Source organism: Longimicrobium sp., from assembly GCF_036388275.1.
GTDB lineage: Bacteria > Gemmatimonadota > Gemmatimonadetes > Longimicrobiales > Longimicrobiaceae > Longimicrobium.
The window spans coordinates 112,835-134,583 of sequence record NZ_DASVSF010000023.1 but is presented as its reverse complement, the minus strand read 5'-3'; the positions used below and the strand labels follow the sequence as shown (position 1 = coordinate 134,583).

Genomic DNA, 21,749 nt, shown 5'->3' with positions numbered 1-21,749 from the left:
CGGGCGCAGCAGCTCCCACTGCGAATCGGTCAAGTCTGTCGGATATCTGAGGCTAGTCATGCCAGCCGCATACACCGTCTACTTGTGCATGTTCGCACTTTGTTCGGTTATCTCAACACCCTCTCAGGATGACAGGCTATGGCGTTGAAGGGAGTTATGGCGACGCCTCACACTGGCTCCCTTCCCCGCGCAGTTTGCGGGGGAAGGGCTGGGGATGGGGGGCGGCCGCGGCATGCGCCGGAATCGGTCGAAACGCCCCGAGCCCATCATCGCCCGACCGCCGCCCCTTACTTCTCCACGACGACGCCCTTCCAGAACGCCACGTGGCCGGCGATGTTCTTCGCCGCGTCCTTGGGCTCCGGATAGTACCACGCGGCGTCCACGTTCTCCTGCCCGTCCACCACCACGCTGTAGTAGCTGGCCGTGCCCTTCCACCCGCAGACCGTGTGGGTTTCACTGGGCTGCAGGTGCTCTCGTCGTACCGTGCCGGGCGGAAAGTACACGTTGCCCTCCACCACCTCGTACGCGTCGCTCTCCGCGATCACCACGCCGTTCCAGGTTGCCCTCGCCATCGATCACCTCCTCTGAATTCAGCGCGCCAGGATGTCGGCCGCGCGGTCCGTTGCGGCGTCCAACGCGTTAAAGGGGAGCAGCTTGCCCGTGGCCGTCTCGTAGACGAACGCGCGCTGGCGCATGCGGTCTTCCGTCACCTGCTGGCCCTGCGGCGGCTCCAGCGCATACACCAGGATGCGGCCGGGCCCGATGGCCTGGTGCTCCAGCAGCCGCATCGGCGGCCGGATCACCGGGCGAAGGTTGCGGCCCTCCAGGTCCGTCACGTACAGCGAGCGCGGGTCGCGGTCGTCCAGCTGCCCGTTGCCGTTGCCGTCCTCCATCGCCACCTGGTACGAAATCCAATTCTGCGATGCGCTGGCTGAGGGATCGCGGGGACGCGGATACCGTACCTCGCCGATGTAAGCGGGCCTGTCCAGCAGCAGGCGGGCACCCTGGTCGTCCAGGAAAACTACGTTCACCGGCGGCGAGTGCTCCTTGTCGCCCCGGTAGCGGCCCTGGTATCCCTGGCCGTTCCCCACCATCGCGATCATGGCCGTGCTGCCGCGGATGGAGTCGGGCATCCCCAGGCGCACCGCACGCGCCTCCTCCCGCGGCTGTCCGCTCTCCCTCGCCACTCGCACGGCGGCCTCGTCCGCGCCCATCGTGCGGATCCACCCCGTGACGGCGACCACGGCGAACACCACCAGGAACCCGAGCAGCAGCACGCCGATGGCCAGCCAGATGGCTCGCAGGGCGCGGTCGACGGAAAGCTTCATCGCGGAGCGGGGACCGGGGACAGGGGAGGAGGCACAGCACGCAAAGTGAAGCGAGGCGGGAGTCCCGGCAAGGAACCCCGCCCCGCTCGTCGCATCGCCACCGCGCGTCTATCGTGACGGCGACGGCCGGAAGCGCTCCAGGAAGCGGGTGGCGTGCACCAGGTCGTAGTCCGGGTGCTCGTCTACGTACCGGCGCAGCAGCGGGCCGTGGCCGGTGCCCATGATCACCAGCACGCGCTCGCCGGGACGCGCCACGCGGGTCACGTTGGCGAAGATCTTCAGGTTGCGCGAGTACCAGTCCGCCACCATCTCCGCGCCGACGAACGACGTGTCGTTGCCGATGGGGACGAAGTGCAGGTACAGCGACTCGAGGCTGTCGGTGGCGGGGCTGTTCTCTTGCCGCAGCACCTCGCCGAGTGGCGCGTTCGCGATGGCGGCGCTCTTGTCGGCCACCAGCTGCTGGATCATTCCGCCGATGCGCTGGGCGGCGTCGGCCTGCCCGTTCTGCGCGGCCCAGCCCAGCACGGCGCCCACGTTCAGGTCCTGCTTGTGGTCCACCGCGTACACCCGCGGGTGCCCCAGCATGTGCGCCAGGCGAAAGCCGATCTGATCGATTTCGTTGCGTCCCAGCGCGATCTCTCCCCGCCGATACGCCCGGTAGCGCGCGTTGATGGCCGAGTCGCTCGCCACCGGCACCTCCACGGCGATGCGCGTGGGCCGGAACTCGGCGAGGGCCGCGGCCAGGGCGGCGATCTCCGCTTGGCGCCGCTCGGCCAGCACGTCGTCTACCTGCGTGTTGCTGTAGTCCTGCCCGGGATTGTCCCAGTGCGGCGTGCCCAGGACCATCACTTGGGCGCGCGGCGCGGTCTGCGCGGACACGCCGGTGGCCAGCGCGAGCGCGGCCAGCAGGGCGGGGAAGATGCGGATGCGTGCGGCGGCCTTGGGCGGCATGGGATCAACGTCTCCGTGGACGGGTTTTCTGGATGATGGAGATCGAGCGGACGAGGCGAGTACGGCCGGCGGGCGGGGATGGTTTCCGCCATCCGCCAGGTCGATCGACCCATGGGAAACTCGCGGCCGGCGCGATCCGTACGGAGACCACGTGGAGCCCCGGACGGGAGCCGCCACGAAGGGAGGAACCTTCGCCGTGCCGCTCGGTATGACCCGTCGGCCCCGGATGGAGCCCCGCGAAAGATGCACGGCGGGGCCGTTGACGGGCCGGGCGGGGCGCTCTACCTTGTGCGCCCCAACAGTCACAAACCCCAAGCTTCTGGCGTTTTCAAGCATGACTCGCTTGCACCCGCACGGCGTTACGGACCTGCCCGGATTCATTCGGGTACGGCTTCGCGTGCCCGTGGCGGCGGCATGCGGGCCGGGGGGCGGCACGCGAAGCGCGTAGGCAATCCGCCACGCGCAGAAGCAGCCGCCGCCCGGACGCTCTCTCAGCGCCGGGCGGCTTCGTTTCGGCCTGCGGCAGACCTTTTGCAAGTCTGAACCGATCCGCGCTCGCGCGGACGGCGGACCTTTCAGGAAGAGCACGTGAAGAACGACGACATGGCTACGACGCAGCGAAAGGCAACTCGCAAGCGCAAGCGGCAGGCACCCAGCCTGGACGCGGGCTTCGCCGTCGCCGCCGAGGACCAGAGCAGCCTGGACCAGTACCTGAAGGAGGTCAGCACCCACTCGCTGCTGACCCCCCCGCAGGAGATCGAGCTTGGCAAGCGCGCGCAGGCGGGCGACGAGATCGCGGTCGCCGAGCTGGTGCGCGCCAACCTGCGCTTCGTCATTTCGGTCGCCAAGAAGTACCAGAACCGCGGCGTCTCCCTGGCCGACCTGATCCAGGAGGGCAACGTGGGGCTGGTGACGGCCGCGCGGAAGTTCGATCCGGACCAGGGGGTGAAGTTCATCTCCTACGCCGTGTGGTGGATCCGCCAGGCCATCCTGTCGGCGCTGGCCAACCAGGGGCGCAGCGTGCGCGTGCCCCTGAACCGCGCCAGCGACCTGGCCAAGATCTTCCGCGAGCGCGAGCGGCTGAAGCAGGAGCTTCGGCGCGATCCCACGCCGCAGGAGCTGGCCGAGGCCACCAGCCTGTCGGTGGACATCGTCGAGAGCCTGCAGACGCTGAACGCGGCCGAGATCCGCCTGGACGCCCCCATCGGCGACAGCGACGACAGCCAGCTGATGGACCGCTTCGTGGCCGACTCGGCCATCGAAACGGAGGACGAGGTGGAGGAGCGCCTGCTGTCCGAGCGCATCGACAAGGCGCTGGGCACGCTGCAGCCGCGCGACGCCAAGGTGCTGAAGCTGTACTTTGGCCTGGAGGGCGGGCGCGAGCACACCCTCGAGGAGATCGGCGACATCCTGGGCGTTACGCGCGAGCGCATTCGCCAGCTGCGCGACCGCGCGCTCAAGCGGCTGCGCGAGGGCGAGATGGGCGATGCGCTGGCTTCGTTCGCGGCCTGATGCGCGGCCATCCGCTCCCGGTCCGGTCATTCACGGCACCTCTCCATCCGGAGGGGTGCCGTCGTCTTTTCACCCGAAGCCGTCACCATGCGGACGGCGCTTTCCCTATGAAGGCTTCATGCTGACGGGCACGGTTCGCAGGGCGCAGGGCGGGTTGTACGAGGTAGAAACCCCGGACGGGGTGATCGAGGCGGTGCTGCGCGGCCGGTTGAAGCGCGAGCAGCGCACCGGCGAAAAGGTGGTCGTGGGCGACCGCGTCGACGTACAGCGCGAGGGCACGGGCGAGGAGGAGGAGGCCTGGACCATCGAGAACGTGCACGAGCGCACCACCGTGCTGGCCCGCAAGGCACCGGGCAAGGCGCCGCGCGCCAAGGCCATCGTGGCGAACGTGGACCAGGTGCTGGTGGTGTTCGCCGCCGCGAAGCCAGACCCGCACCTGCGCATGCTGGACCGCTTCCTGGTGATCGCCGAGTCCAGCGATATCGCCCCGCTGATCATCGTCAACAAGGTGGACCTGACGGGCATCGACGCGGCCCGGGCGATCTTCGCCCACTACGAGCGCGCCGGCTACACGGTGATGTACACGGCGGCCAAGGCGGGGCTGGGGGTGGCGGAGATGGGTGAGGCGCTGTGCGGGCGTCTGTCCGCGCTCACCGGACCGTCGGGCGTGGGCAAGAGCAGCCTGTTGAACGCGGTGCAGCCAGGGCTGGGGCTTCGCGTGGCGGCCATCAGCGAGGCGGTGAACAAGGGGCGCCACACCACGGTGACGGCGCAGCTGATTCCGCTGGAGTGCGGCGGCTGGGTGGCCGACACGCCGGGGCTGCGCGAGCTGGGGCTGTGGGAGATCGACCGCGACCAGCTCCACTTCTACTTCCCGGAGTTCGAGAACCTGCTGGACGACTGCCGCTATCCCGGCTGCACGCACACGCACGAGCCCGGCTGCGCCGTGCGCGCCGCCGTGGACGCGGGACAGATCCATCCCGGACGCTACGACAGCTACCGCCGGATGTACGCGGGCGAGCAGGAAGAGGGCGGCTGGGACGGGTGAACTGCGGTAACTACGGTAACTGCGGTCACTACGGTAACAACGGGACCTACATGATGAACCTTCGCGCGGCGTGCTCGTGGGAGGGTTCTGTCACGTCCGTTCCCGTAGTTACCGTTGTGACCGTCCTTACCTTTGTTACCATGGCTGCCTCCCCCATGTGACCTCCGCGCGCGAGACTCGTCTACTCCGCAAGCGCCGGGAAATCACCGGCAGATACACCAAGAGAGACGAGCAGACACATGTTCAAGCACGCGAAGGGGATCCTTCCCCTGCTCGCCGCGCTGGCCCTCGCCGCGTGCGATGGCGGTACGGGGAGCGACCAGGCCCAGCTTTCCATCCGCCTGATCGACGCGCCCGGCGACCTGGCGCAGGCGTGGGTCAAGATCGACCGCATCTACCTGCAGGGCTCGGCGGCCGACAGCACCGGCGGCCGCACCGACGTGCTGACGGCGCCCACCGGCTGGGTGGACCTGCTGACGCTCTCCGGCGGGCGCACCGCCGAGCTGGTGAACGGGGCCGTCGTCCCCGCCGGCCGCTACTCGGAGCTTCGCTTCGTCGTCTGCGAGGCGTACGTGGTCACCAAAACGGGCACCGTGTACGCCACGAAGGACGCCGAGCTGCCCGCCGGCGTCACCGCCACCGGCCAGTTGCAGGTGCCGTCGGGCTGCTCCAGCGGCATCAAGGTGAAGTTCCCCGGCGGCGACGACGCGGTGGTGCTGGAAAGCGAGTCCGCCATCATGACGGTGGACTTCGACGTCACGCAGAGCTTCGGGCACCAGGCCGGCAACTCGGGACACTGGGTGATGCACCCGGTGCTGCGCGCCACCGGCGTGGGCTTCGCGGGCGGCATCGCCGGCGCCGTATCGCTGGCCCAAGGCGTAACGCTGCCCACGTGCGGCGGCTCGGCGGTGACGGTGCAGGCGTTCACCCCCCGCGCCATCGCCGGCGCCGACTCGCTGAACGCCACCGTGGGCACGGACGCGCGCTACCGCATCACCGCGGCGCCCGGCACGTACACCATGACCTACGTGCCCGTGGTGGCCTACACCAACGGCGATTCGCTGACGGTGACCGCCACGCCGAGCGCGCCCACGGTGACGGTGGCCTCCGGCGGCACGGCCACGGCGGACTACAGCATCACCGCGGCCACCTGCAAGGCCAAGCCCGCGGGCTGATCTCCCCGCTCGCGGACGGTAGAACGCCAGGATCGGCGCGGCCCCCAGGGCCGCGCCGATCGTCGTTTCAGGAGCTGGCGCGGCGGTGCGCGCCCAAGGCGACATCGCGTCGAAGGGAACGGATTGTTCGCGCGCGCCGGTTGAGTTACCTTGGGCGAACTCGCCACAGCAGCGTCCATCCGCGGCCCCCGTTCGGCTGCGCTCCCGCTGCACCGCCGCCCGCCCTTCCCCGCGCCCATGGATCTTCGGGACGCCATCATCCGCGTGTACGAAAGCACCGACATGGCCTCCGCAGTGCGCGCGGCCGCGGCGGCGCTGCCGGACGACGTTTCGGCGTGCGCGGTGTGGGTGGACGGGTCCGGAAGCCGCCGGGCCGCCGTTCCCGAGGGCGTGAGCCTGTCCGCCGAGCTGGCGCGCGCCGCTCGCGAGGCGCCCTCTCCCGTGGTGCATCCGCTCTCCCCCGCCTTTCCCGAAGACGCCGCCGACCATCCCGGCGACTCCGCGCTCGTCCTGCCGCTGTCGGAAGACGGCTCCGGCCCGGGACCGGCGGGCGCCGTGCTGCTGATCGCCCCGCCCCGCGCGTTCCCGGCGGACGGTGCGGCGTGGCAGCCACTGGCGGCGGCCCTGGGGCAGGTGGCGGCCCGGACGGCGCGGGCCGCGGCGCTGGAGGAGGAGCGCGAGACGTACCGGCGGCGGGCGGAGGAAAGCGAGGCGCTGCACGTGCTGGGGCTGGCGGCCAACCGCACGCTGGACCCGGACGAGGTGCTGAACATGGTGGCGCGCTTCACCCGCACGCTGCTGGGCGCGCACTACGTGACGGTGAGCGCCAAGCAGGGCGGGCGCATCCGCACCCTGGCGGCGGCGGGGCTGCGCGCGCCCGAGGGAACGGGCGACGACCCGTTCGCGGCGCGGGTGACCGACGCGGGCAAGCCGCTGACGCTGCGGGCCGGCGAAGGCGGCCCCGCGCCCGAGCCCTTTCACGCCGCCGAGGGGATGCGCATGGCCCTGGGGGTGCCCCTGGCGCTGTTCGGCGAAACGTTCGGCGCGCTGGTGATCGGGTACCGCCGCGCCTACGAGATCACCTCGCGCGACACCCGCCTGGCGCTCACGCTGGCGGGCCACGCGGCGGTAGCCATCAGCAACGCGCGGCTTCACGAGGCGCTGGCGGGGCGCTCGGAAGAGCTGGAGCGGGCCAACGAGGAGCTGCAGTGGAGCGCCGCCGCCAAGGACCGCTTCTTTGCCTCGGTCAGCCACGAGCTGCGCACGCCGCTGAACGCCATCCTCGGCTACAACGCGCTGCTGCTGGACGGGGTGGTGGGCCAGGTGCCGCCCGAGTCGCAGGCGTTCCTTCAGCGCGCGCAGCGGGCCACGAACAACCTGCTGTTCCTGGTGAACGACGTGCTGGACCTTTCCAAGATGGAGGCGGGCAAGCTGGAACTGGTCATTCAGCCCGTGTCGCTGTACGAGGTGGTGGACGAGGCCATGTCCACGGTGGAGCCGCAGGCCCGGGAAAAGGGGCTGGTGGTCGCCGTGACCCCCGCGGTTCCGCTTCCCCCCGTTTCCGCCGACGCCGACCGGGTGCGCCAGATCCTGGTGAACCTGCTTTCCAACGCCATCAAGTTCACGGACCGGGGCACGGTCAGCGTTTCCATCGCGCGGGTGGACGAGGCGGGCGAGGGCGAGCCCCGGCGGTGGGCGGAGCTGCGCGTGAGCGACACGGGCCCGGGGATCGCGCCCGAGGACCGCGAGCGCATCTTCCACGAGTTCGAGCAGGTGTCGGGCGCCGGCGCGCGGGGCGGCACGGGGCTGGGGCTGCCCATCTCGCGCAAGCTGGCGCGGCTGCTGGGCGGCGAGCTGCGGGTAGAAAGCCAGCCCGGGCGCGGCTCCACGTTCATCCTGCGGCTTCCGGCTGATGGTTGACGTAACGGTGACCCGCCGGGCCGCGGGAACCCACGATGCACACGGGCTGTCGGAGCGGGCGGCACAGGAAGAGGGGCTGGGCCGCTGGGACGCCGCGGCGCGCCTGTACGCGCTGACCTTCCGCGCGTCGGTGATGGACCGCGATCTGGGCGCGGCGGCGGATGCCCTGCGGGGCCAGGCCCGCGTGCGCAACCATCAGCGCCGCCACGAAGAGGCCGAAGAGCTGGCGCTGCTCAGCCTGGAGATCGCCGAGCGCAACGGACTTCCCCAGGCCGCCGCCCGTGCGGTCAACGTGCTCGGTGTGATCCGCTACTCCACGGGCGACTGGGCGGGCGCCCGGCCGCTGTACGCGCAGGCGCTGGACCTGGCGCTGGACCTGGGCGACGACGACCTGGCGGGGCTCGCGTGCCAGAACGCGGGGGTGATCGCCCATCTTCGCGGCGAGCTGTACGACGCGCGGACGCTGTACCTGGAAAGCATCGGCTCGTTCGTGCGCTCCGGCAACAGCGTCAACTGCATGAATGCCTACCACAACCTGGGCATCGTCAGCGTGTACCTGGGCGAGTGGCTGGAGGCGGAGGTGTTCTTCAGCCGGGGGATCGAGATCGGCGAACGGACGTCCAACGCCCCGGGGCTGGCGCGGCTGTACATGAACCGCTCGCACCCGCTGATCCAGGTGGACGAGCTTTCCCGCGCCATCGCGACGGTGGCTCGCGCGGAGGAAGAAGCCACGACGGTGGAGGACCGCGCCACGCTGGCCGACGTGGAGCGGTTCCGGGGCATGCTGGCCCGGATGGAGGGCCGTGTGGCTGACGCGGAGCTGCGCCTGGCCAGGGCGCTCGCGATGGCTGAGGGCGAGGGGACCGGCTTCGTTCGCGGCGGGATCTTCTGGGAGTTCGCCCGCCTGCGCGTGCACCAGGACCGCCCCGGCGACGCCCGCAGCTTCTACGGCCGGGCGGCGGCAGCCTTTGGCGCGGTCGGCGCGCGGTACTACGAACAGGCGGTGACGGGCGAGCTGGAGGCACTGGCTCGGTGAGCGCAACCGTGTCGGCGAGGGAGAAAAATTTTCTCGCGATGCGCCGGCCCGGCGCTGTTTCGTGACCTCCGGGAGAGTGGCGCCGATGCGGCACGGGGATTGCCTTTCCTCGGGGCCGAAATCAGCCCTGCGGGAACGTTGTAAAGGAGGACCGTATGAGCCGGACGCGTATCATCTCGGCGATCGCACTTGCCATTTCCGTTGCCGCGTGCGGCGATGCCGGCGGGAACCCAGTTGCTCCAGTCGGTCCCAGCTTTGACAGCGGCCCCATCGCTGGGGGAAACCGTACCGGGGCCGATTCTACGACGACAACGACGTCGAGCACCACTACCGAGCCGGACTCTACCGGCTACAGCGGGCCCATCGCGGGCGGCAACTGAAGAGAGACATCGGCTGTCCTTTGCATCGGACGGACGGAGGCCCGCGGGAGCGAATCCCGCGGGCCTCTCTGTTTTTTGCCGGGCTGCATTCGGTTGCAGCCGGACGGCGGTATGCACGAAAGTTGGGCATTGTGCAAAGTTTGCACAATGTTCACACCGTCACCGCGCGGCGGGCGCCAGGTAGCCGCGGGCGACCGCCTCGTCCAGCAAGCGCACGACGGCGGGCCAGAGTTCCGGTGCGCCGTGCCGGATGGGTGCCATGCGGACCATCACCTGGTCGTGCGTCACCCGGTGCTGGCGCCAGCTTCCGCCCTCGCCGGCAAAGTTGAGCAGCAGCGGCTGCAGCCGGTCCAGCGCCACCGCGAACCGCGCGTCGGCCGAGTCGCCGTCCTCGAACTCCTCCCACAATCCCCGCAGCTCGTTCGCCTGCTCCGCCGGCAGCAGCCCGAAGATGCGCTCCGCCGCCATCCGCTCGCGCTCTTCCTTGCCCACGTTGGCGTCTGCGTCGTAGCAGAAGGCGTCTCCCGCGTCGATCTCCACCACGTCGTGCACCAGCACCATCTTCAGCACGCGCAACAGGTCCGTGCCCCCCGGCGCGTGCTCCGCCAGGACGACCGCGCACAGCGCCAGGTGCCACGAGTGCTCGGCACTGTTTTCCTGCCGGGCGCCGTCCAGCACGCGTGTCTGCCGCAGGATGCCCTTCAGCCGGTCCAGCTCCATGATGAACGCGAGCTGCTGGCCCAGCTTCGGATTGAGATCAGCGATCATTTCCCTCCGACGCAAAAGAAACAGCGGGTCTCTTCTTTTTCATTCCCCACCCTCGTCCTGGTCCGCGATCCTCCGCTCGCGCCGGCGTTCGGCGGCGGCGTGAAGGCGGCGATCCTCGTCGGTCTCCAGGATGAGCGGGGGGACGACGGCGGGCTTTCCGTTCAGCTTGTCGAGCGCCACGTACGTCAGGTAGCAGATATTGGTGCACCGGCGCCGGCCCGTTTCGATCTGCTCGGCCTCTACGGTCACCATCACCTCCATGGACGTGCGCCCCACGTGCGTCAGCCGGCCGTGCGCCTCCACGAAGTCGCTGGCGTAGATGGGCTGGCGGAACTCCACGCGGTCCACCGCCACCGTGACGACGGGGGACCGCGCGTGCCGCCGTGCCACCACGCCGCCGCACTTGTCCACCAGGGCCAGGATCTCGCCGCCGAACACGTTTCCGTGGTGGTTCAGCTGGTCCGGCATCATGCTCTCCGAGAGCGTGGACGCGGACTCGCGCGCCGTCTTGCCCGGAAGCGTTTCGTTCTCAGCCATCTTCACTCGCGCCGTTCAAAAGGTTGGCCCGCAAACTATCGGATGCGGCGCGGGACCGCACGGGACCGGCTAGCCGCCTCTGGCTGGGGTTGGGGTTGACGATCCAGGGCCCACGGCTCTGTCGGGCGAATAAATTCGCTGCAACGACCACACGAAGTCCGCCTGCGCGGACTAGCCTGTCCTCGTGTGGGGAGGACCGTGTGGCGCGACCAGGCGTGGGTAGCGGGTTGACGCATGTGGCGACCGTTTCCGGGCCAGCGGCCGCATCGCATGTCCGCACGTGAGGCGTGGCCGCAGCGCTCGCTGCCTAACAATTACGAGGGGGCGGACCGGTTTTCCGGTCCGCCCCTCGTCGAGCACTCCGTCGTCCGGGCCGCTATGGCTGCGACGCGACTACGGGCGCCGCCGACTTCGCGCCGGCCTCCTGGATCGCCGCCGCGCCAGGAACCCGCTCCGCCGACGCCGTGTCCGCGGGTGCTGCCCGGCGCTCAGCCAGGTGCTGGCGCATCTCGGGCGAGCGCGCGGCCAGGTCGCCCATCTCCGATCCCCAGACGCGGCGGTTGAGCACCAGCGTTTCGCCCGCGCGGACCGTCACCGTCCCCAGGTCGATCCACACCGGCTCTCCCTCGGGGCTGGTGACCTCGATGCGCACCGGGTGCTCGCCCGGGGCCAGCGTCATCCGGGCGACGGACACGCGGTCGGGAAGGAGCGACCAGCTGCGGGTGTCGGCGCGCTCCATGTGGTTGCTGGCCAGGTTGCTCAGCCGGCCCAGGATCCATCCCACCGCCTCGCCGCCCTGCTTCTCGCCCTTGGCTTCGACGGCGCGCGTCAGCATGAACTTGCCCGCGCCGCGCACCACCATCCGCATCAGCGCGGCCCGGCGCGCCTGCTCCCAGCGGATGAGCATGGCGGCCGACAGGTCGCCCGTCACCGGCGCGTCCACCGCCTGGTCGCCCACCACCAGCCGCACGGCGGGCGCCGAGCACGACTCCAGGCGGTACACCGGCCACGACAGCTTCATGATGTAGGCGCCGTCCAGCGCGTCGGCCACCTGCTGAAGGGCGTTCTCTTCCCACGCCTCGCCCCACTGCGCCTGGTCGGCCAGGTTGACGGCGGTGTGGATCAGCACGTTGGCCAACGCCTCGGGGTCGCCCTCGGCCAGGCTGTCGGCTTCTTCGGAAAAGATGGGGACGTGGATGTCGGCGTGGCCGCGGTGCGCCACCCATCCGTGCTCCACCAGCACGACGAGCTCGCCCGCCCCGCTGTCCGCCGCGGCGGTGGACAGCCGGTAGCGCGCCGCCGCCGAATCCGCCACCTGCGGCACACCCGTGCGCACCGCCGAGCGGTACAGCCACTCCCCTAGGTCGGGCGGGGCGGCCGCGCCGCCGCACTCGTCGAAGGCGCGCTCGGCCTGGCGGAAGGAGACCAGCGCGTCGTTGTGCGCCCCCGCCCGCCCGAACGACAGGCCGGCAACGTACTGCACCAGCCCCTCGCCCGCGCAGGGGTCCGCCGCGCCCGTGTCGCGCAGCCGGGCGAAGAACGCCCCCGCGCGGCGCGCCTCCACCGCCGCGCCCTCGGCCTGGCCCAGCGCCAGGTGGTTGAGCATGCGGTAGTACGGCACCATGGCCCGCTCCGCCGTGGGCGGCACGTACGCGATGGACGCGTCGTTCACCAGCAGTGCGGCGGCGGTCTGCGAAAGGCTCTGCGTGTAGCGCCGCTCGGCCTCGTCGTCGGCCCAGGCGAGCGCCTGGTTGCTCTCGTCGTACTTCCCGGCCTGGTGAAGGGCCACCGCCAGCTGAAGGTGGCGCACCAGCGGATCGCGCGGGGCGCCGCGCCCATGGAGCATCTCCACCGCGCTGTCGGCCGCGCCCGACATCACGTAGTGCCGCAGCCATGCGTCGCCCTCGCCCAGCGTCTGGCTGGCTAGGGGCGAGCCCTCGGGCAGCGTTTCGGGCGCGGGGCGGGCGGGATAGCGGCTTCCCGGCGCGCATGCTCCCAGGGCCGCCCCAAGGGCGGCGAAGGTGAGCGTGCGGCGGGCGCGGCGTGCCGTGTTCATCTGCCGCGCTCGAGAACGATGATCCGCTGGCGCGCCTCGATCATGGCGCCGGACAGGTGCGCGTACGCCTCGCCATGGGCCCGGATGCGCTCCAGCTCCATCTGGTGGAGGAACAGCTGGTAGCGGATCTGCGCCTCGTACGGCCGCAGCGCCTTGTCGAGCGCGCGGGCGATCTTGAGCGTGGTCTCGGGATTCTCCGGGTCCACCAGGTCGGCGCGGTCGTAGCGGTCCAGGGCCTCTTCGAAGCGGCCGGCCAGCGCCATCTCGTCGCCCTCACGCAGCAGCGCGGCGGCGCGCGCCCGCGCCACGCCCTCGCTGGACGCGTCGGCGCGCGAGGCCACCAGGCGCAGCCCCTGCGGCTCGCGGTAGGCGTAGCTCCGCACCATGCCGTCTTCCAGCGTCACCATCGCCACGGGGGCCACGACGTCGGACGGGTTCACGCCGTCGCGCGCGGCGAGCGTCGTCACCCGCCCGCCGCCGCGCACGTCCCAGGCGGCCAGGGAGCTGCGGGTGGCGGCCAGCACCTGCTCGCGGGTCATCCCCACGGCCAGCTCGCCGCGGGTGATGGCGTCGCAGACGGCGCCCGAGCAGCTGGCCAGCGCGGCTTGGGCGTTCCGGTCGCTTTCCTGGGCGATGCGGTCGCGCTCCGCCTGCCCCTCGGCGCGGGCATCGGCCACCACCTCGTCGGCGCGCGAGGGAACCACCTGGCCGTTGCGGTAGATGGGCCGCACGGGGTCCATCCGGGGGGCGCACGCGGCGGCGCCCAGCAGCAGGAGGACGAAGGGAGAATGCTTGAACATGGGCCTGCCCTTTCGTGCGGGGATCAAAGGCGGAAGCGCGGGCGCTCGACCATCTTCTTGATGCGGTGCTGCCCGGTCCACACCTTTTCATTGGTCTCGATGTCCACCAGCGTGGCGTCTACCTGGTAGTACACCACGCGGCGTCCGCCCTCGCGGTCTTCGATGGACTGCACGTCACCCTGCAGCATGAAGTTGGCGCCGCGCTCGCGGGCCAGCCGGGCGCGGGTGTCGGCGGTGGCGTTCTCCTGCTGGTCTTCACGCTCGGCGCGCACTTCGCCGCGCTCGTCGGCGCTGGCCACCACCTGCACCTGGCCGCTCGACAGGTAGGCGCGCTCCAGGTCGCGCACGAAGGTGCCGACGGCGATGTGCTCCATGCTGGCGTTGCGCACGGTGCCCACGATCACGATGGGGCGGCGGCCGGCGTGGGCCTGCATGTAGCGCACGGCCCAGTCGCCGCCGCGGCTGGCGTCGAAGCTTTCGCGGATCAGCGCGTCGGCCACCAGGCGGCTGTCGGCGTCGTTCCAGCGGCCGCTGAGGTCGATCTGCTGCTCGGGGCTCACGCGGGTCACCTGCGTGGCGCAGCCGCCGAGCGCCATCAGGCCTGCCAGCGCCAGGGCGGCGAGGGGGCGGGCACGGGTCGTCATCATTTGGGGTCTCCGCTCCGGGTTCTGCTCGGGATGCTCATTCTGGGGATGGACGGGAAGGAGTTCCACCCGGCTTCGTGAAGGGCATTCCGCATACCTGCTGCAATCTAAAACGGAAGCGATTGATGCGGAATGATTTAGATCAGGGGGTCGTCCATCCTCCCATCCCCCACTGTCCTCGTTGAGAGACAGCCCAGGTGCGGTGCAGTGGACGGCTTCTACAGCAGTTTCACGCAGAGGACGCAGAGAAGATAGAGAGGACGCAGAGGAAACGGCGGTAGCCCTCCGCGTCCTCTCTTTTCCCTCTGCGACCTCTGCGTGAAACTGCTTTTCAGTAACCGGGAGGAATGCGCCGGTGCCAGTCGGTGCGCCGCTGCAGCTCGCGGCCGATGGCGATCAGCTTGCCTTCGGTCCACGCGCGGCCCGTCAACGCGATGGAGGTGGGAAGGTTCTCGCGCCCGAACCCGTTGGGCATCGCGATCCCCGGAAGCCCCACGAGGTTGGCCGCGCCGCTGATGGGCTGCCCGCCCCAGGTGGCGTCCTTGTACGCGTCGTCGAAGTTGCCCGTGGCCGGGAACGCCACCGTGTTCCACGTGGGATGCACCAGCGCGTCGAACCGCCCCTCCACGAACAGCCGGTCCAGCGCTTCGCCCGCGGGCTTGCGGACGCGCATGGCCCGCAGGTAGTCCTTCGCCAGCACCACCTGCCCGGCGTACCCGCCAGTGCGGTCTTCCGGCGCCGTCAGCTCCTGCACGCGGCCGCTGGATACCAGCTCCTCGAAGATGCTGGCCGCCTCGGCGTCGATGATGATGGAGGCCGCCGCGTTGTACGGGATGTCGGGCAGCTCCACGTCGCGCACCAGCTCGGCGAAGCCCGACAGCACCTCCAGCGATGCGTCGAAGTTGCGGCGCACCTCGGGCTGCGAGCCTTCGGCGTTCCCCTTGAGCACGGCGATGCGCGGGCGCGGCGGAAGCCGGGTGTCCTGCGCCGCGCGAAAGGTGCGGTTCACCGTGCTCTCGTCGCGCGGGTCCAGCCCGGCGATGGCCTGCAGCACCACCCCGCAGTCGTCCGCGGTGCGGCACATCGGCCCGATCTTGTCCATCGTCCACGACAGCGCCATCGCCCCGCGGCGGCTCACGCGCCCATACGTGGGACGCAGCCCCGTCACGCCGGACATGGCGGCGGGAGCGAAGATGGAGCCCCACGTTTCGCTGCCCAGGGCGAACGGCACCAGCGCCGCCGCCACCGCCGCGCCCGGGCCGGTGGACGACCCGCCGCTCCAATAGTCGCGATTCCACGGCGTGCGGCCCGGCCCCGTGAACGAGGCGTTCGCCTGCTCGTACCCGAAGCCGCCGGCCAGCTCCACGCTCGCCAGCTTGGCTACCAGCACGGCGCCCGCCGCCTTGAGCTTTTCCACCACGGCGGCGTCGGGAAGGCGCTGCTCGCGGTACGGCTGCGCGCCCCACGAGGTGGGGTATCCCTCGGCGCCCATCAGGTCCTTGGCGCCGTACGGCATTCCGTGCAGCGGCCCGCGGTAGCGCCCGGCGCGGATCTCGTCGCGGGCCTGGCGCGCCTCGGCCAGCGCGCGCTCGCGGGTGAGCGTCACCAGCGCGCCCAGGTCCGGCCCAAAGCGCTGGAGCCGGTCCATGTACGCCTCGGCCAGCTCCACCGGGTCCAGGCGCCGCGCGCGGATGCCGGCGGCCAGCTCCGCCAGCGGCAGGTACAGCGTTTCGTCGGGGATCATCGCGGCGGCCCTCCCGTCACGCGGTAGACGAACGCGGGCTCGGCGGCGATGGGGAGGGGGTAGCGGCGCAGGCGCTCGGCCGTGTCCAGCCCGCCGGCGATGCTGCGCCCCACCTTGGCCATCTGCTCGTCGTTCATGCGATCGCCGTACTGCACGCGGATGGCGTCGGTCAGCGCGCGGGCCAGTGGCGAGGGCTGCTTCTCGTCGTTGGTGCCCTGCGGCGCGGCGGAGGGGGTGGCGGCCTGGCCCGTGGGTGCCGCGGCGGGCGCGGGCGCCTCGGCGGGCGGCGTGGTGGTGCACGCGGCGAGCGGCGCCAGGATGGGCACGGCCACAGCGGCCACGGCCGCCTTGGCGAAGCCGCGCCGGGTGAGTTCGGTCGGTTCGGTCATCGGTTCGATGAAAGTCGTGGTTAACAAGACCAAGCCGGATGAGGCTGAACCCGGCGCGTGCCGCAGCAGCCGCCCTCTCCCAACCTCTCCCCCACAAACTGCATGGGGGAGAGGCGTCAGCCCGGTGCGGATCCGGCGGTGGCGTGCACGGGCCAGCCTCCAGGGCCCGGCGAAGCGCACGGCACTGGCTCCCTTCCCCCGCGCAGTTTGCGGGGGAAGGGCTGGGGATGGGGGGCGCCGGCCCGAGCACCGGGGCCCGGCCTCCGTGCGCCTGAGCCCCGCCCGCGCCTCCTACAGTCCGTATTCCTTCAGCTTCTGCCAGAGCGTGGTGCGGCCCATCCCCAGCGCGGCGGCGGCCTTGGTGCGGTTGCCGTCGGCCTGCTCCAGCGCCTGCAGGATCGCCTCGCGCTCCGAGTCGGCGTCGGGCGCCTGGTACCGCCGCACCGGCTCCACGTGGCGCGCGTACTCGTGCTTGCGGGCGTCGCCCCCGTTGGTTGCAGGGAAGGCGGACGCGCCCTCGCGCACCTCCTCGGGCAGGTTGTGCGGCATCACGCGGCCGCCCTCGCAGACGATGCACGCGTACTCGATGGCCGCCATCAGCTCGCGGACGTTCCCCGGCCAGTCGTACGCGGCCAGAAGCGCCATCGCATCGTCCGACACGCCCTGCACCCGGCGCGGCGCCTCCACCCGCTCGTTCCACCGCGCCAAGGCGGCGCCGACGAGGGCGGGGATGTCCTCGGGGCGGTCCTTGAGCTCGGGAACGCGGATCTGGAACACCTTCAGGCGAAAGTACAGGTCCTTCCGGAACGACCCGTCCTCCACCATCGCCTCCAGGTCGCGGTGCGTGGCCGCGATCACCCGCACGTCCACCGCCACGCTGCGCGCCGTGCCCACCCTCACCACCTCGCGCTCCTGCAGCACGCGCAGCAGCTTGGCCTGCATCCCGGGCGAAACGTCGCCGATCTCGTCCAGAAACACCGTGCCGCCGTGCGCTTCCTCGAACAGCCCTTTCCGCTCGTTCACCGCGCCCGTGAAGGCGCCGCGCGCGTGGCCGAAGAGCTCCGACTCCAGGATCCCCTCCGCCAGCGCCGAGCAGTTCACGGCCTGGTACGGGCGGTGGCGGCGCGGGCTTTCCTCGTGGATGGCGCGGGCGATCACCTCCTTGCCCGTCCCCGTTGCCCCGCGCAGCAGCACCGTGGATTCGGTGGAGGCCACGCGGGAGATGGCGCGCAGCACCTCCTTCATCCGCGTGCCGGTACTGACGATGCGCGCCGCTCCGTCGCCCAGGACGGGCTCGCGGCGGGCCAGGATGGACTTGATCTTGGACCGCAGCTGCGCGTTGTCGCAGGGCTTGGTCAGGTAGTCGTCGGCGCCCAGCTTCAGCGCCGCGACGGCCGAATCCACCGTGGCGAAGCCGGTGAGCATCACCACGGGAACGTCGTTGCCGGACCCGCGCAGCTCCTCGAGCACCGAGAGCCCGGTGCGCCCTTCCATCCGCAGGTCCAGCAGCACCATGTCGAACTGCTCGTGGCGCAGCAGGTCCACGCCCTCGTCGCCGCTGGCGACGGCCTCCACGGCGTAGCCCTCGTCGGACAGCAGCGCGCCCGTCCCCACGCGGAACGCGCGGTCGTCGTCGATGATGAGGATGCGCGGAATCTCGGATGTCGCCACAGTCACGAATGTCGGAAAGTAGATAAGTACGGGAGTCGGCTGGCTCCCGGTGCATTCCGCGGGTGGCCGCTCCCCCGGGCCCTCCCCGGCAAACTCCGCCAGGAGAGGGGAGACCTGCTGCCGGATGGAGCTGACATTGGCCAATCCCGCGGCCGCCCCCCTCTCCCGGCCTCTCCCCCATAAACCCCATGGGGGGAGGAGAATTCGATTGCGCTCCGGCCGGCTTGGCGCACCGGGCTGGCTCCCTTCCCCCGCGCAGTTTGCGGGGGAAGGGCTGGGGATGGGGGGCGCCGGCCCGAGCACCGGGCCTGCCCTGACGCACCACAGACCCGAAGTGTACCTCCTCTCCCACGCTGTTTGTGGGAGAGGGTGGCACGGGTGTCAACGCGGCCGGGTGAGGGCCCCACGGCAGCCGAGGCCTCGGCTACGGTGACCGCTGCCGCGCCAAGGCCTGTACCCTTCCGCGGCTGGATACTTCGGCCCGCGGCGGTTGTGCCGCGGGCCGGTGCCGCGCGCCTGGGCCTCAGGATGACAGGCTCGGGTGCGAAGCCTACACTCCCGCCGTCTCGCGCGCCTCCACCGCCGCGTCCTGGTTGGCGTCGGACAGCGACTCGTCCAGCGTTTCGCGCGGCAGGCGCACGATGAAGCGGCTGCCCTGCCCGGGCGTGCTTTCCACGTCGATGCGCCCGCGGTGGCCGCGGATGATCCCCTCCGACACGAACAGCCCCAGCCCGATTCCCGTCACCGCCGGCTTCGTGGTGTAGAACGCCTCGAAGATGTGCGGAAGGTCCCGCTCCGCGATCCCCTGGCCCGTGTCCTCCACCACCACCTCCACCGCCTCGTCCACCGCCCGCGTGGCCACCCGCAGCCGCCCGCCCCCCGGCATGGCGTCGCTGGCGTTCGCCACCAGGTTGGCCAGCACCTGCTGGATGGCCTCGGGGTGCGCCACCACCGGCGGCAGGTCCGGCGCCAGGTCCGCCCGCAGCTCCACGCCCCGCTCCCGGATCTCCGGCCCCGCCAGCGTGAGCACGCGTGTCACCAGCGCGTTCAGGTTCAGCAGCGAGCTGGCGTCGGACTGGGGACGGCTCTGGTCCAGCAGGCGCCGGGTGAGCGACGCCATCCGCGAAAGCTCCTCCTGCGCGAGCGTCAGGAACTCGCGGTTGGGATCGTTGGGGTCGCCGCGCCGCTCCAGCGCCTCCAGGCAGTTCTGGATGTTGTAGATGGGGTTGTTGATCTCGTGCGAAAGCTGCGCGACCAGCCGCCCCATGGCCGCCAGCTTTTCGCGGTGGATCATCTCCGCCTGCGCGCTCCGCAGCCGCCCCTCGCGGTCGGCGATGGCCCGGCGCATCTCGCCGAACGCGCGCGCCAGCTGCCCGATTTCGTCCGTGCCCGCCCGCGGCAGCGGCGCCGCGAAGTCGCCCCGCGCCATGCGCGCCGACGCCTCGGCCAGCGCCTGCGTGGGGCGGGCGACGATGCGGGCGATCACCGCCGCCAGCACCAGCGCCAGCACGAGCGCCGCGAACCCGATCCCCCACAGCGAGCTCTTGATAGCCGATGCCACCTGCAATTCCTGCGTGATGGGGCGGAGCAGGATGGCCGTGGCCGGCAGCCCGCGCGACGCCAGGTTCAGCGGGCGCGCCATGTACGCCTGCCCCGCGTAGATCTGGCGTGGTACCGGGGCCGCGCTCCCCTTGAGCGCCAGCAGCTCGCCGCGGTTCAGCGCCGCCTCGGCCGTGTCGGAAAGGGTGGTGCCGATCAGCGAGTCGCCCACCAGCAGCACCACCTCGGTGGTGCGGTTCAGCTGCTTCTTCAGGCTGGCGGCGCTGAAGCGGGTGCCCACGCCCACGCGCCCCAGGCGAACGGTGTCGGCCAACACCTCTTCCAGGGCGAAGCGCACCGGGTCGCCCTTGGCGGGAAAGGCGATCGTCGTGCGCCCCTGGCCCGCGCCGGCCACCGGCCCGGCATCGATCTGCGGTCCCAGGATGAACCGCCCGGTGCTGTCGATGACGAAAGGGCGGACGTCCTTTTCCAGCCCCAGCTGGATGATGCGCTGCACCTCGCGCATGTTGCCCGCCTGCCACGCGCGCGCCAGGTCGGCGTCCAGCGCCCGGGCGCGCGCCGCCTCGGCCAGCAGCAGGTCGCGGGTGTCCCACGCCTGCTGCACCGAAAGCATGGCGCCGTCCAGGTCGTCGCGCGCACGCTCGTACACGCCCCGCTCCACGGCCCGCGCAATCAGCAGCAGGGCCGGCACCACGATCAGCAGCGACGTGGCGGCGAAGAGAAAGAAGATCTTGGCACGGAGCGGAAGCCCTCGCATGTGGTCCCGTTCGTTGGTGCGGCACCCGTCCCGTGTGTTCACTGAACACCGGTGCGGTGTTCACTGAACGGCGGCGGACCGGTTCGGTGCGGTCCGCAAACGGTGGGCGGCAGGGTGCCGAGTGCCCGAAAGCTAAGGCGTGGCGCGGATTTGCGCCACCGTGGCCCGGTACCCGGCGTTCGGCATACCCGTTGCCATTTCCTGGCCTGACCGCGTGAAGGCCGCGCGGATGGATTCCGGAAGTGAGGAGCGGCGGATGATCAAGCGCATTTTCCCGATGGTGATGGTGGCGGTGCTGGCGGCCTGCGGCGGCGACGCCGGCGAGGATGCCGCGGCCGCGGCCGATTCGACGGCCACGGGTGCCACCATCCAGGGGGTCGACTCCGCGGCGGCGGCCACGCAGGCCGCGCCGCTTCCGATGGACAGCACCTCGGGCGCGACCACGCCCGCGCCGATGGACAGCACGGCGCACGCGGACTCCGGCCACGCAGCCGGCACCGACTCGGCCGCGGCGCACTGACCATGAACAAGGTGATCGCTTCCCTGGCCCTGGTGGCGCTGGCCGCCTGCGGCGGGGGCAACGAAGCGGGCGCGGTGGTAGAAGACACCACCTCGATCCCCGCCACGAGCGAGGCCCCGGCCGTTTCGCCCGCGCCCGCGGACTCGACGATGATGCAGGGAACCGTGGTGGACAGCGCGGCGGCGGTGCGCGGCACCGCCGGCGACAGCGCCACGGGCACGACGCAGCAGTAGGCAGGACACCGGCCCGCATCTACGCGGGTCGGCGGATGAACCACACCGGACAAGGACACACGACCATGAAGAAGCTCATCGCGATTTTCGGCCTGATGGCGCTTGCGGCTTGCGGCGGCGGCGACGACGCGGCTGCCGAGGGTGAGGCCACCGACGTCAACAGCACCACCACGGTGGTTCCGGGCAGCGACACGGTCGCCACCCCGACGGTCGTCCCGACGCAGGACACCGTGACCGCCACGACCACCACGACGGTCGACACCACCCAGGGCCAGGCCCAGACCGGCACCACGACGACGACCGGCACCGACACGGCCGCGCACTGAGCAGCACGAGTAACGGGCCGCGCATCACTGCGCGGCCCGATTTTCAACGACGGAAAAGGAATACGGACATGAAGAAGCTGATCGCGATTTTCGGTGTGATGGCGCTTGCCGCGTGCGGCGGCGACGGCGGTGAGGGCGGCGACACGGCCGTCGTCGACAGCACGGCTGCCGGCACCACCGTCGAGGCGGCCCCGGTGACCACGCCGATGCCGGCCGACACCACCATGGCGACCACGCCGGCGCCCGGCATGGGCACCGACACGGCCGCGGGCGCGGCTGGGGCCACCACGACGACCGGCGACTCGGCCGGCGCCGCGGGCACCACGACCACCCCGTAATCCGACCGGCGCTTCAAGCGCCGCTCTCTGCCGGGCCCGGACCTTCGCGTCCGGGC

Annotated in this window: 21 protein-coding genes; 9 read left to right on the top strand and 12 right to left on the bottom strand. The window is 71.2% G+C overall.

Going from position 1 to position 21,749, the window contains the following annotated elements; all coding sequences use genetic code 11:
* Positions 1-287: 287 nt before the first annotated feature.
* The 3 genes from VF632_RS07480 to VF632_RS07470 form a co-directional block, all read right to left on the bottom strand.
* Positions 288-572, bottom strand: coding sequence for a DUF427 domain-containing protein (locus VF632_RS07480; RefSeq protein ID WP_331022246.1), 285 nt, complete (start codon positions 570-572; stop codon positions 288-290).
* Positions 573-590: 18 nt separating this feature from the next.
* Complete coding sequence (locus tag VF632_RS07475) at positions 591-1,328, bottom strand: hypothetical protein (RefSeq protein WP_331022245.1); 738 nt, start codon at positions 1,326-1,328, stop codon at positions 591-593.
* 108 nt (positions 1,329-1,436) lie between these two features.
* Entirely contained in the window at positions 1,437-2,279 is an 843-nt protein-coding gene (locus VF632_RS07470) for a DUF5694 domain-containing protein (RefSeq protein WP_331022244.1), read from the bottom strand.
* Between the two features lie 588 nt (positions 2,280-2,867).
* Here VF632_RS07470 and VF632_RS07465 point away from each other — a divergent pair.
* From VF632_RS07465 to VF632_RS07445, 5 genes are all read left to right on the top strand, one after another.
* Positions 2,868-3,791, top strand: coding sequence for an RNA polymerase sigma factor RpoD/SigA (locus VF632_RS07465; RefSeq protein ID WP_331022243.1), 924 nt, complete (start codon positions 2,868-2,870; stop codon positions 3,789-3,791).
* Between the two features lie 118 nt (positions 3,792-3,909).
* The gene (gene rsgA, locus VF632_RS07460) at positions 3,910-4,839 is read left to right on the top strand and encodes a ribosome small subunit-dependent GTPase A (RefSeq protein ID WP_331022242.1); all 930 of its coding nucleotides are present in this window, start codon (positions 3,910-3,912) and stop codon (positions 4,837-4,839) included.
* Between the two features lie 239 nt (positions 4,840-5,078).
* Entirely contained in the window at positions 5,079-6,014 is a 936-nt protein-coding gene (locus VF632_RS07455) for a DUF4382 domain-containing protein (protein WP_331022241.1), read from the top strand.
* A 237-nt stretch (positions 6,015-6,251) separates the two neighbouring features.
* Positions 6,252-7,934: a GAF domain-containing sensor histidine kinase gene (locus VF632_RS07450; RefSeq protein WP_331022240.1), complete on the top strand. Its 1,683-nt coding sequence runs from the start codon at positions 6,252-6,254 to the stop codon at positions 7,932-7,934.
* The gene (locus VF632_RS07445) at positions 7,927-8,970 is read left to right on the top strand and encodes a tetratricopeptide repeat protein (RefSeq protein WP_331022239.1); all 1,044 of its coding nucleotides are present in this window, start codon (positions 7,927-7,929) and stop codon (positions 8,968-8,970) included. The genes VF632_RS07450 and VF632_RS07445 overlap by 8 nt, the downstream gene beginning before the upstream one ends.
* 539 nt (positions 8,971-9,509) lie before the next feature.
* On the opposite strand, the gene VF632_RS07440 is transcribed toward VF632_RS07445, so the two are convergent.
* From VF632_RS07440 to VF632_RS07400, 9 genes are all read right to left on the bottom strand, one after another.
* Positions 9,510-10,118, bottom strand: a complete 609-nt coding sequence (locus VF632_RS07440) for an HD domain-containing protein (RefSeq protein WP_331022238.1) — start codon at positions 10,116-10,118, stop codon at positions 9,510-9,512.
* Between the two features lie 39 nt (positions 10,119-10,157).
* Positions 10,158-10,655, bottom strand: coding sequence for an acyl-CoA thioesterase (locus tag VF632_RS07435; RefSeq protein WP_331022237.1), 498 nt, complete (start codon positions 10,653-10,655; stop codon positions 10,158-10,160).
* A gap of 376 nt (positions 10,656-11,031) precedes the next feature.
* Complete coding sequence (locus VF632_RS07430) at positions 11,032-12,711, bottom strand: hypothetical protein (protein ID WP_331022236.1); 1,680 nt, start codon at positions 12,709-12,711, stop codon at positions 11,032-11,034.
* Positions 12,708-13,511 (bottom strand): hypothetical protein, encoded by an 804-nt coding sequence (locus VF632_RS07425; protein WP_331022235.1) that lies wholly within the window; start codon positions 13,509-13,511, stop codon positions 12,708-12,710. Before VF632_RS07425 ends, VF632_RS07430 begins: the two co-directional genes overlap by 4 nt.
* 23 nt (positions 13,512-13,534) lie before the next feature.
* A complete protein-coding gene (locus tag VF632_RS07420) occupies positions 13,535-14,158 on the bottom strand; it encodes a penicillin-binding protein activator LpoB (RefSeq protein ID WP_331022234.1) in 624 nt (207 codons plus the stop codon).
* A 328-nt stretch (positions 14,159-14,486) separates the two neighbouring features.
* Entirely contained in the window at positions 14,487-15,899 is a 1,413-nt protein-coding gene (locus tag VF632_RS07415; RefSeq protein WP_331022233.1) for an amidase, read from the bottom strand.
* Positions 15,896-16,288 carry a hypothetical protein gene (locus tag VF632_RS07410; protein ID WP_331022232.1) on the bottom strand — a complete coding sequence of 131 codons (393 nt, stop codon included), beginning with the start codon at positions 16,286-16,288 and terminating at the stop codon, positions 15,896-15,898. The genes VF632_RS07415 and VF632_RS07410 overlap by 4 nt, the downstream gene beginning before the upstream one ends.
* Positions 16,289-16,579: 291 nt before the next feature.
* Positions 16,580-17,959 (bottom strand): sigma-54 dependent transcriptional regulator, encoded by a 1,380-nt coding sequence (locus VF632_RS07405; RefSeq protein ID WP_331022231.1) that lies wholly within the window; start codon positions 17,957-17,959, stop codon positions 16,580-16,582.
* A gap of 550 nt (positions 17,960-18,509) precedes the next feature.
* Complete coding sequence (locus tag VF632_RS07400; RefSeq protein WP_331022230.1) at positions 18,510-20,276, bottom strand: sensor histidine kinase; 1,767 nt, start codon at positions 20,274-20,276, stop codon at positions 18,510-18,512.
* 256 nt (positions 20,277-20,532) lie between these two features.
* On the opposite strand from VF632_RS07400, the gene VF632_RS07395 reads away from it, so the two are divergent.
* From VF632_RS07395 to VF632_RS07380, 4 genes are all read left to right on the top strand, one after another.
* Positions 20,533-20,796, top strand: a complete 264-nt coding sequence (locus VF632_RS07395) for a hypothetical protein (RefSeq protein WP_331022229.1) — start codon at positions 20,533-20,535, stop codon at positions 20,794-20,796.
* Between the two features lie 2 nt (positions 20,797-20,798).
* Positions 20,799-21,029 carry a hypothetical protein gene (locus tag VF632_RS07390; RefSeq protein ID WP_331022228.1) on the top strand — a complete coding sequence of 77 codons (231 nt, stop codon included), beginning with the start codon at positions 20,799-20,801 and terminating at the stop codon, positions 21,027-21,029.
* Positions 21,030-21,094: 65 nt separating this feature from the next.
* The gene (locus VF632_RS07385; RefSeq protein ID WP_331022227.1) at positions 21,095-21,355 is read left to right on the top strand and encodes a hypothetical protein; all 261 of its coding nucleotides are present in this window, start codon (positions 21,095-21,097) and stop codon (positions 21,353-21,355) included.
* A gap of 68 nt (positions 21,356-21,423) precedes the next feature.
* The gene (locus VF632_RS07380) at positions 21,424-21,693 is read left to right on the top strand and encodes a hypothetical protein (RefSeq protein ID WP_331022226.1); all 270 of its coding nucleotides are present in this window, start codon (positions 21,424-21,426) and stop codon (positions 21,691-21,693) included.
* Positions 21,694-21,749 lie beyond the last annotated feature (56 nt).

Excerpts from the sequence above, each read along its gene's own strand:
- VF632_RS07480 (WP_331022246.1), bottom strand. The coding sequence starts at position 572 with ATGGCGAGGGCAACCTGGAACGGCGTGGTGATCGCGGAGAGCGACGCG.
- VF632_RS07475 (WP_331022245.1), bottom strand. The coding sequence starts at position 1,328 with ATGAAGCTTTCCGTCGACCGCGCCCTGCGAGCCATCTGGCTGGCCATC.
- VF632_RS07470 (WP_331022244.1), bottom strand. The coding sequence starts at position 2,279 with ATGCCGCCCAAGGCCGCCGCACGCATCCGCATCTTCCCCGCCCTGCTG.
- rsgA (WP_331022242.1), top strand. The coding sequence starts at position 3,910 with ATGCTGACGGGCACGGTTCGCAGGGCGCAGGGCGGGTTGTACGAGGTA.
- VF632_RS07455 (WP_331022241.1), top strand. The coding sequence starts at position 5,079 with ATGTTCAAGCACGCGAAGGGGATCCTTCCCCTGCTCGCCGCGCTGGCC.
- VF632_RS07450 (WP_331022240.1), top strand. The coding sequence starts at position 6,252 with ATGGATCTTCGGGACGCCATCATCCGCGTGTACGAAAGCACCGACATG.
- VF632_RS07445 (WP_331022239.1), top strand. The coding sequence starts at position 7,927 with ATGGTTGACGTAACGGTGACCCGCCGGGCCGCGGGAACCCACGATGCA.
- VF632_RS07440 (WP_331022238.1), bottom strand. The coding sequence starts at position 10,118 with ATGATCGCTGATCTCAATCCGAAGCTGGGCCAGCAGCTCGCGTTCATC.
- VF632_RS07435 (WP_331022237.1), bottom strand. The coding sequence starts at position 10,655 with ATGGCTGAGAACGAAACGCTTCCGGGCAAGACGGCGCGCGAGTCCGCG.
- VF632_RS07430 (WP_331022236.1), bottom strand. The coding sequence starts at position 12,711 with ATGAACACGGCACGCCGCGCCCGCCGCACGCTCACCTTCGCCGCCCTT.
- VF632_RS07425 (WP_331022235.1), bottom strand. The coding sequence starts at position 13,511 with ATGTTCAAGCATTCTCCCTTCGTCCTCCTGCTGCTGGGCGCCGCCGCG.
- VF632_RS07420 (WP_331022234.1), bottom strand. The coding sequence starts at position 14,158 with ATGATGACGACCCGTGCCCGCCCCCTCGCCGCCCTGGCGCTGGCAGGC.
- VF632_RS07415 (WP_331022233.1), bottom strand. The coding sequence starts at position 15,899 with ATGATCCCCGACGAAACGCTGTACCTGCCGCTGGCGGAGCTGGCCGCC.
- VF632_RS07410 (WP_331022232.1), bottom strand. The coding sequence starts at position 16,288 with ATGACCGAACCGACCGAACTCACCCGGCGCGGCTTCGCCAAGGCGGCC.
- VF632_RS07400 (WP_331022230.1), bottom strand. The coding sequence starts at position 20,276 with ATGCGAGGGCTTCCGCTCCGTGCCAAGATCTTCTTTCTCTTCGCCGCC.
- VF632_RS07395 (WP_331022229.1), top strand. The coding sequence starts at position 20,533 with ATGATCAAGCGCATTTTCCCGATGGTGATGGTGGCGGTGCTGGCGGCC.
- VF632_RS07390 (WP_331022228.1), top strand. The coding sequence starts at position 20,799 with ATGAACAAGGTGATCGCTTCCCTGGCCCTGGTGGCGCTGGCCGCCTGC.
- VF632_RS07385 (WP_331022227.1), top strand. The coding sequence starts at position 21,095 with ATGAAGAAGCTCATCGCGATTTTCGGCCTGATGGCGCTTGCGGCTTGC.
- VF632_RS07380 (WP_331022226.1), top strand. The coding sequence starts at position 21,424 with ATGAAGAAGCTGATCGCGATTTTCGGTGTGATGGCGCTTGCCGCGTGC.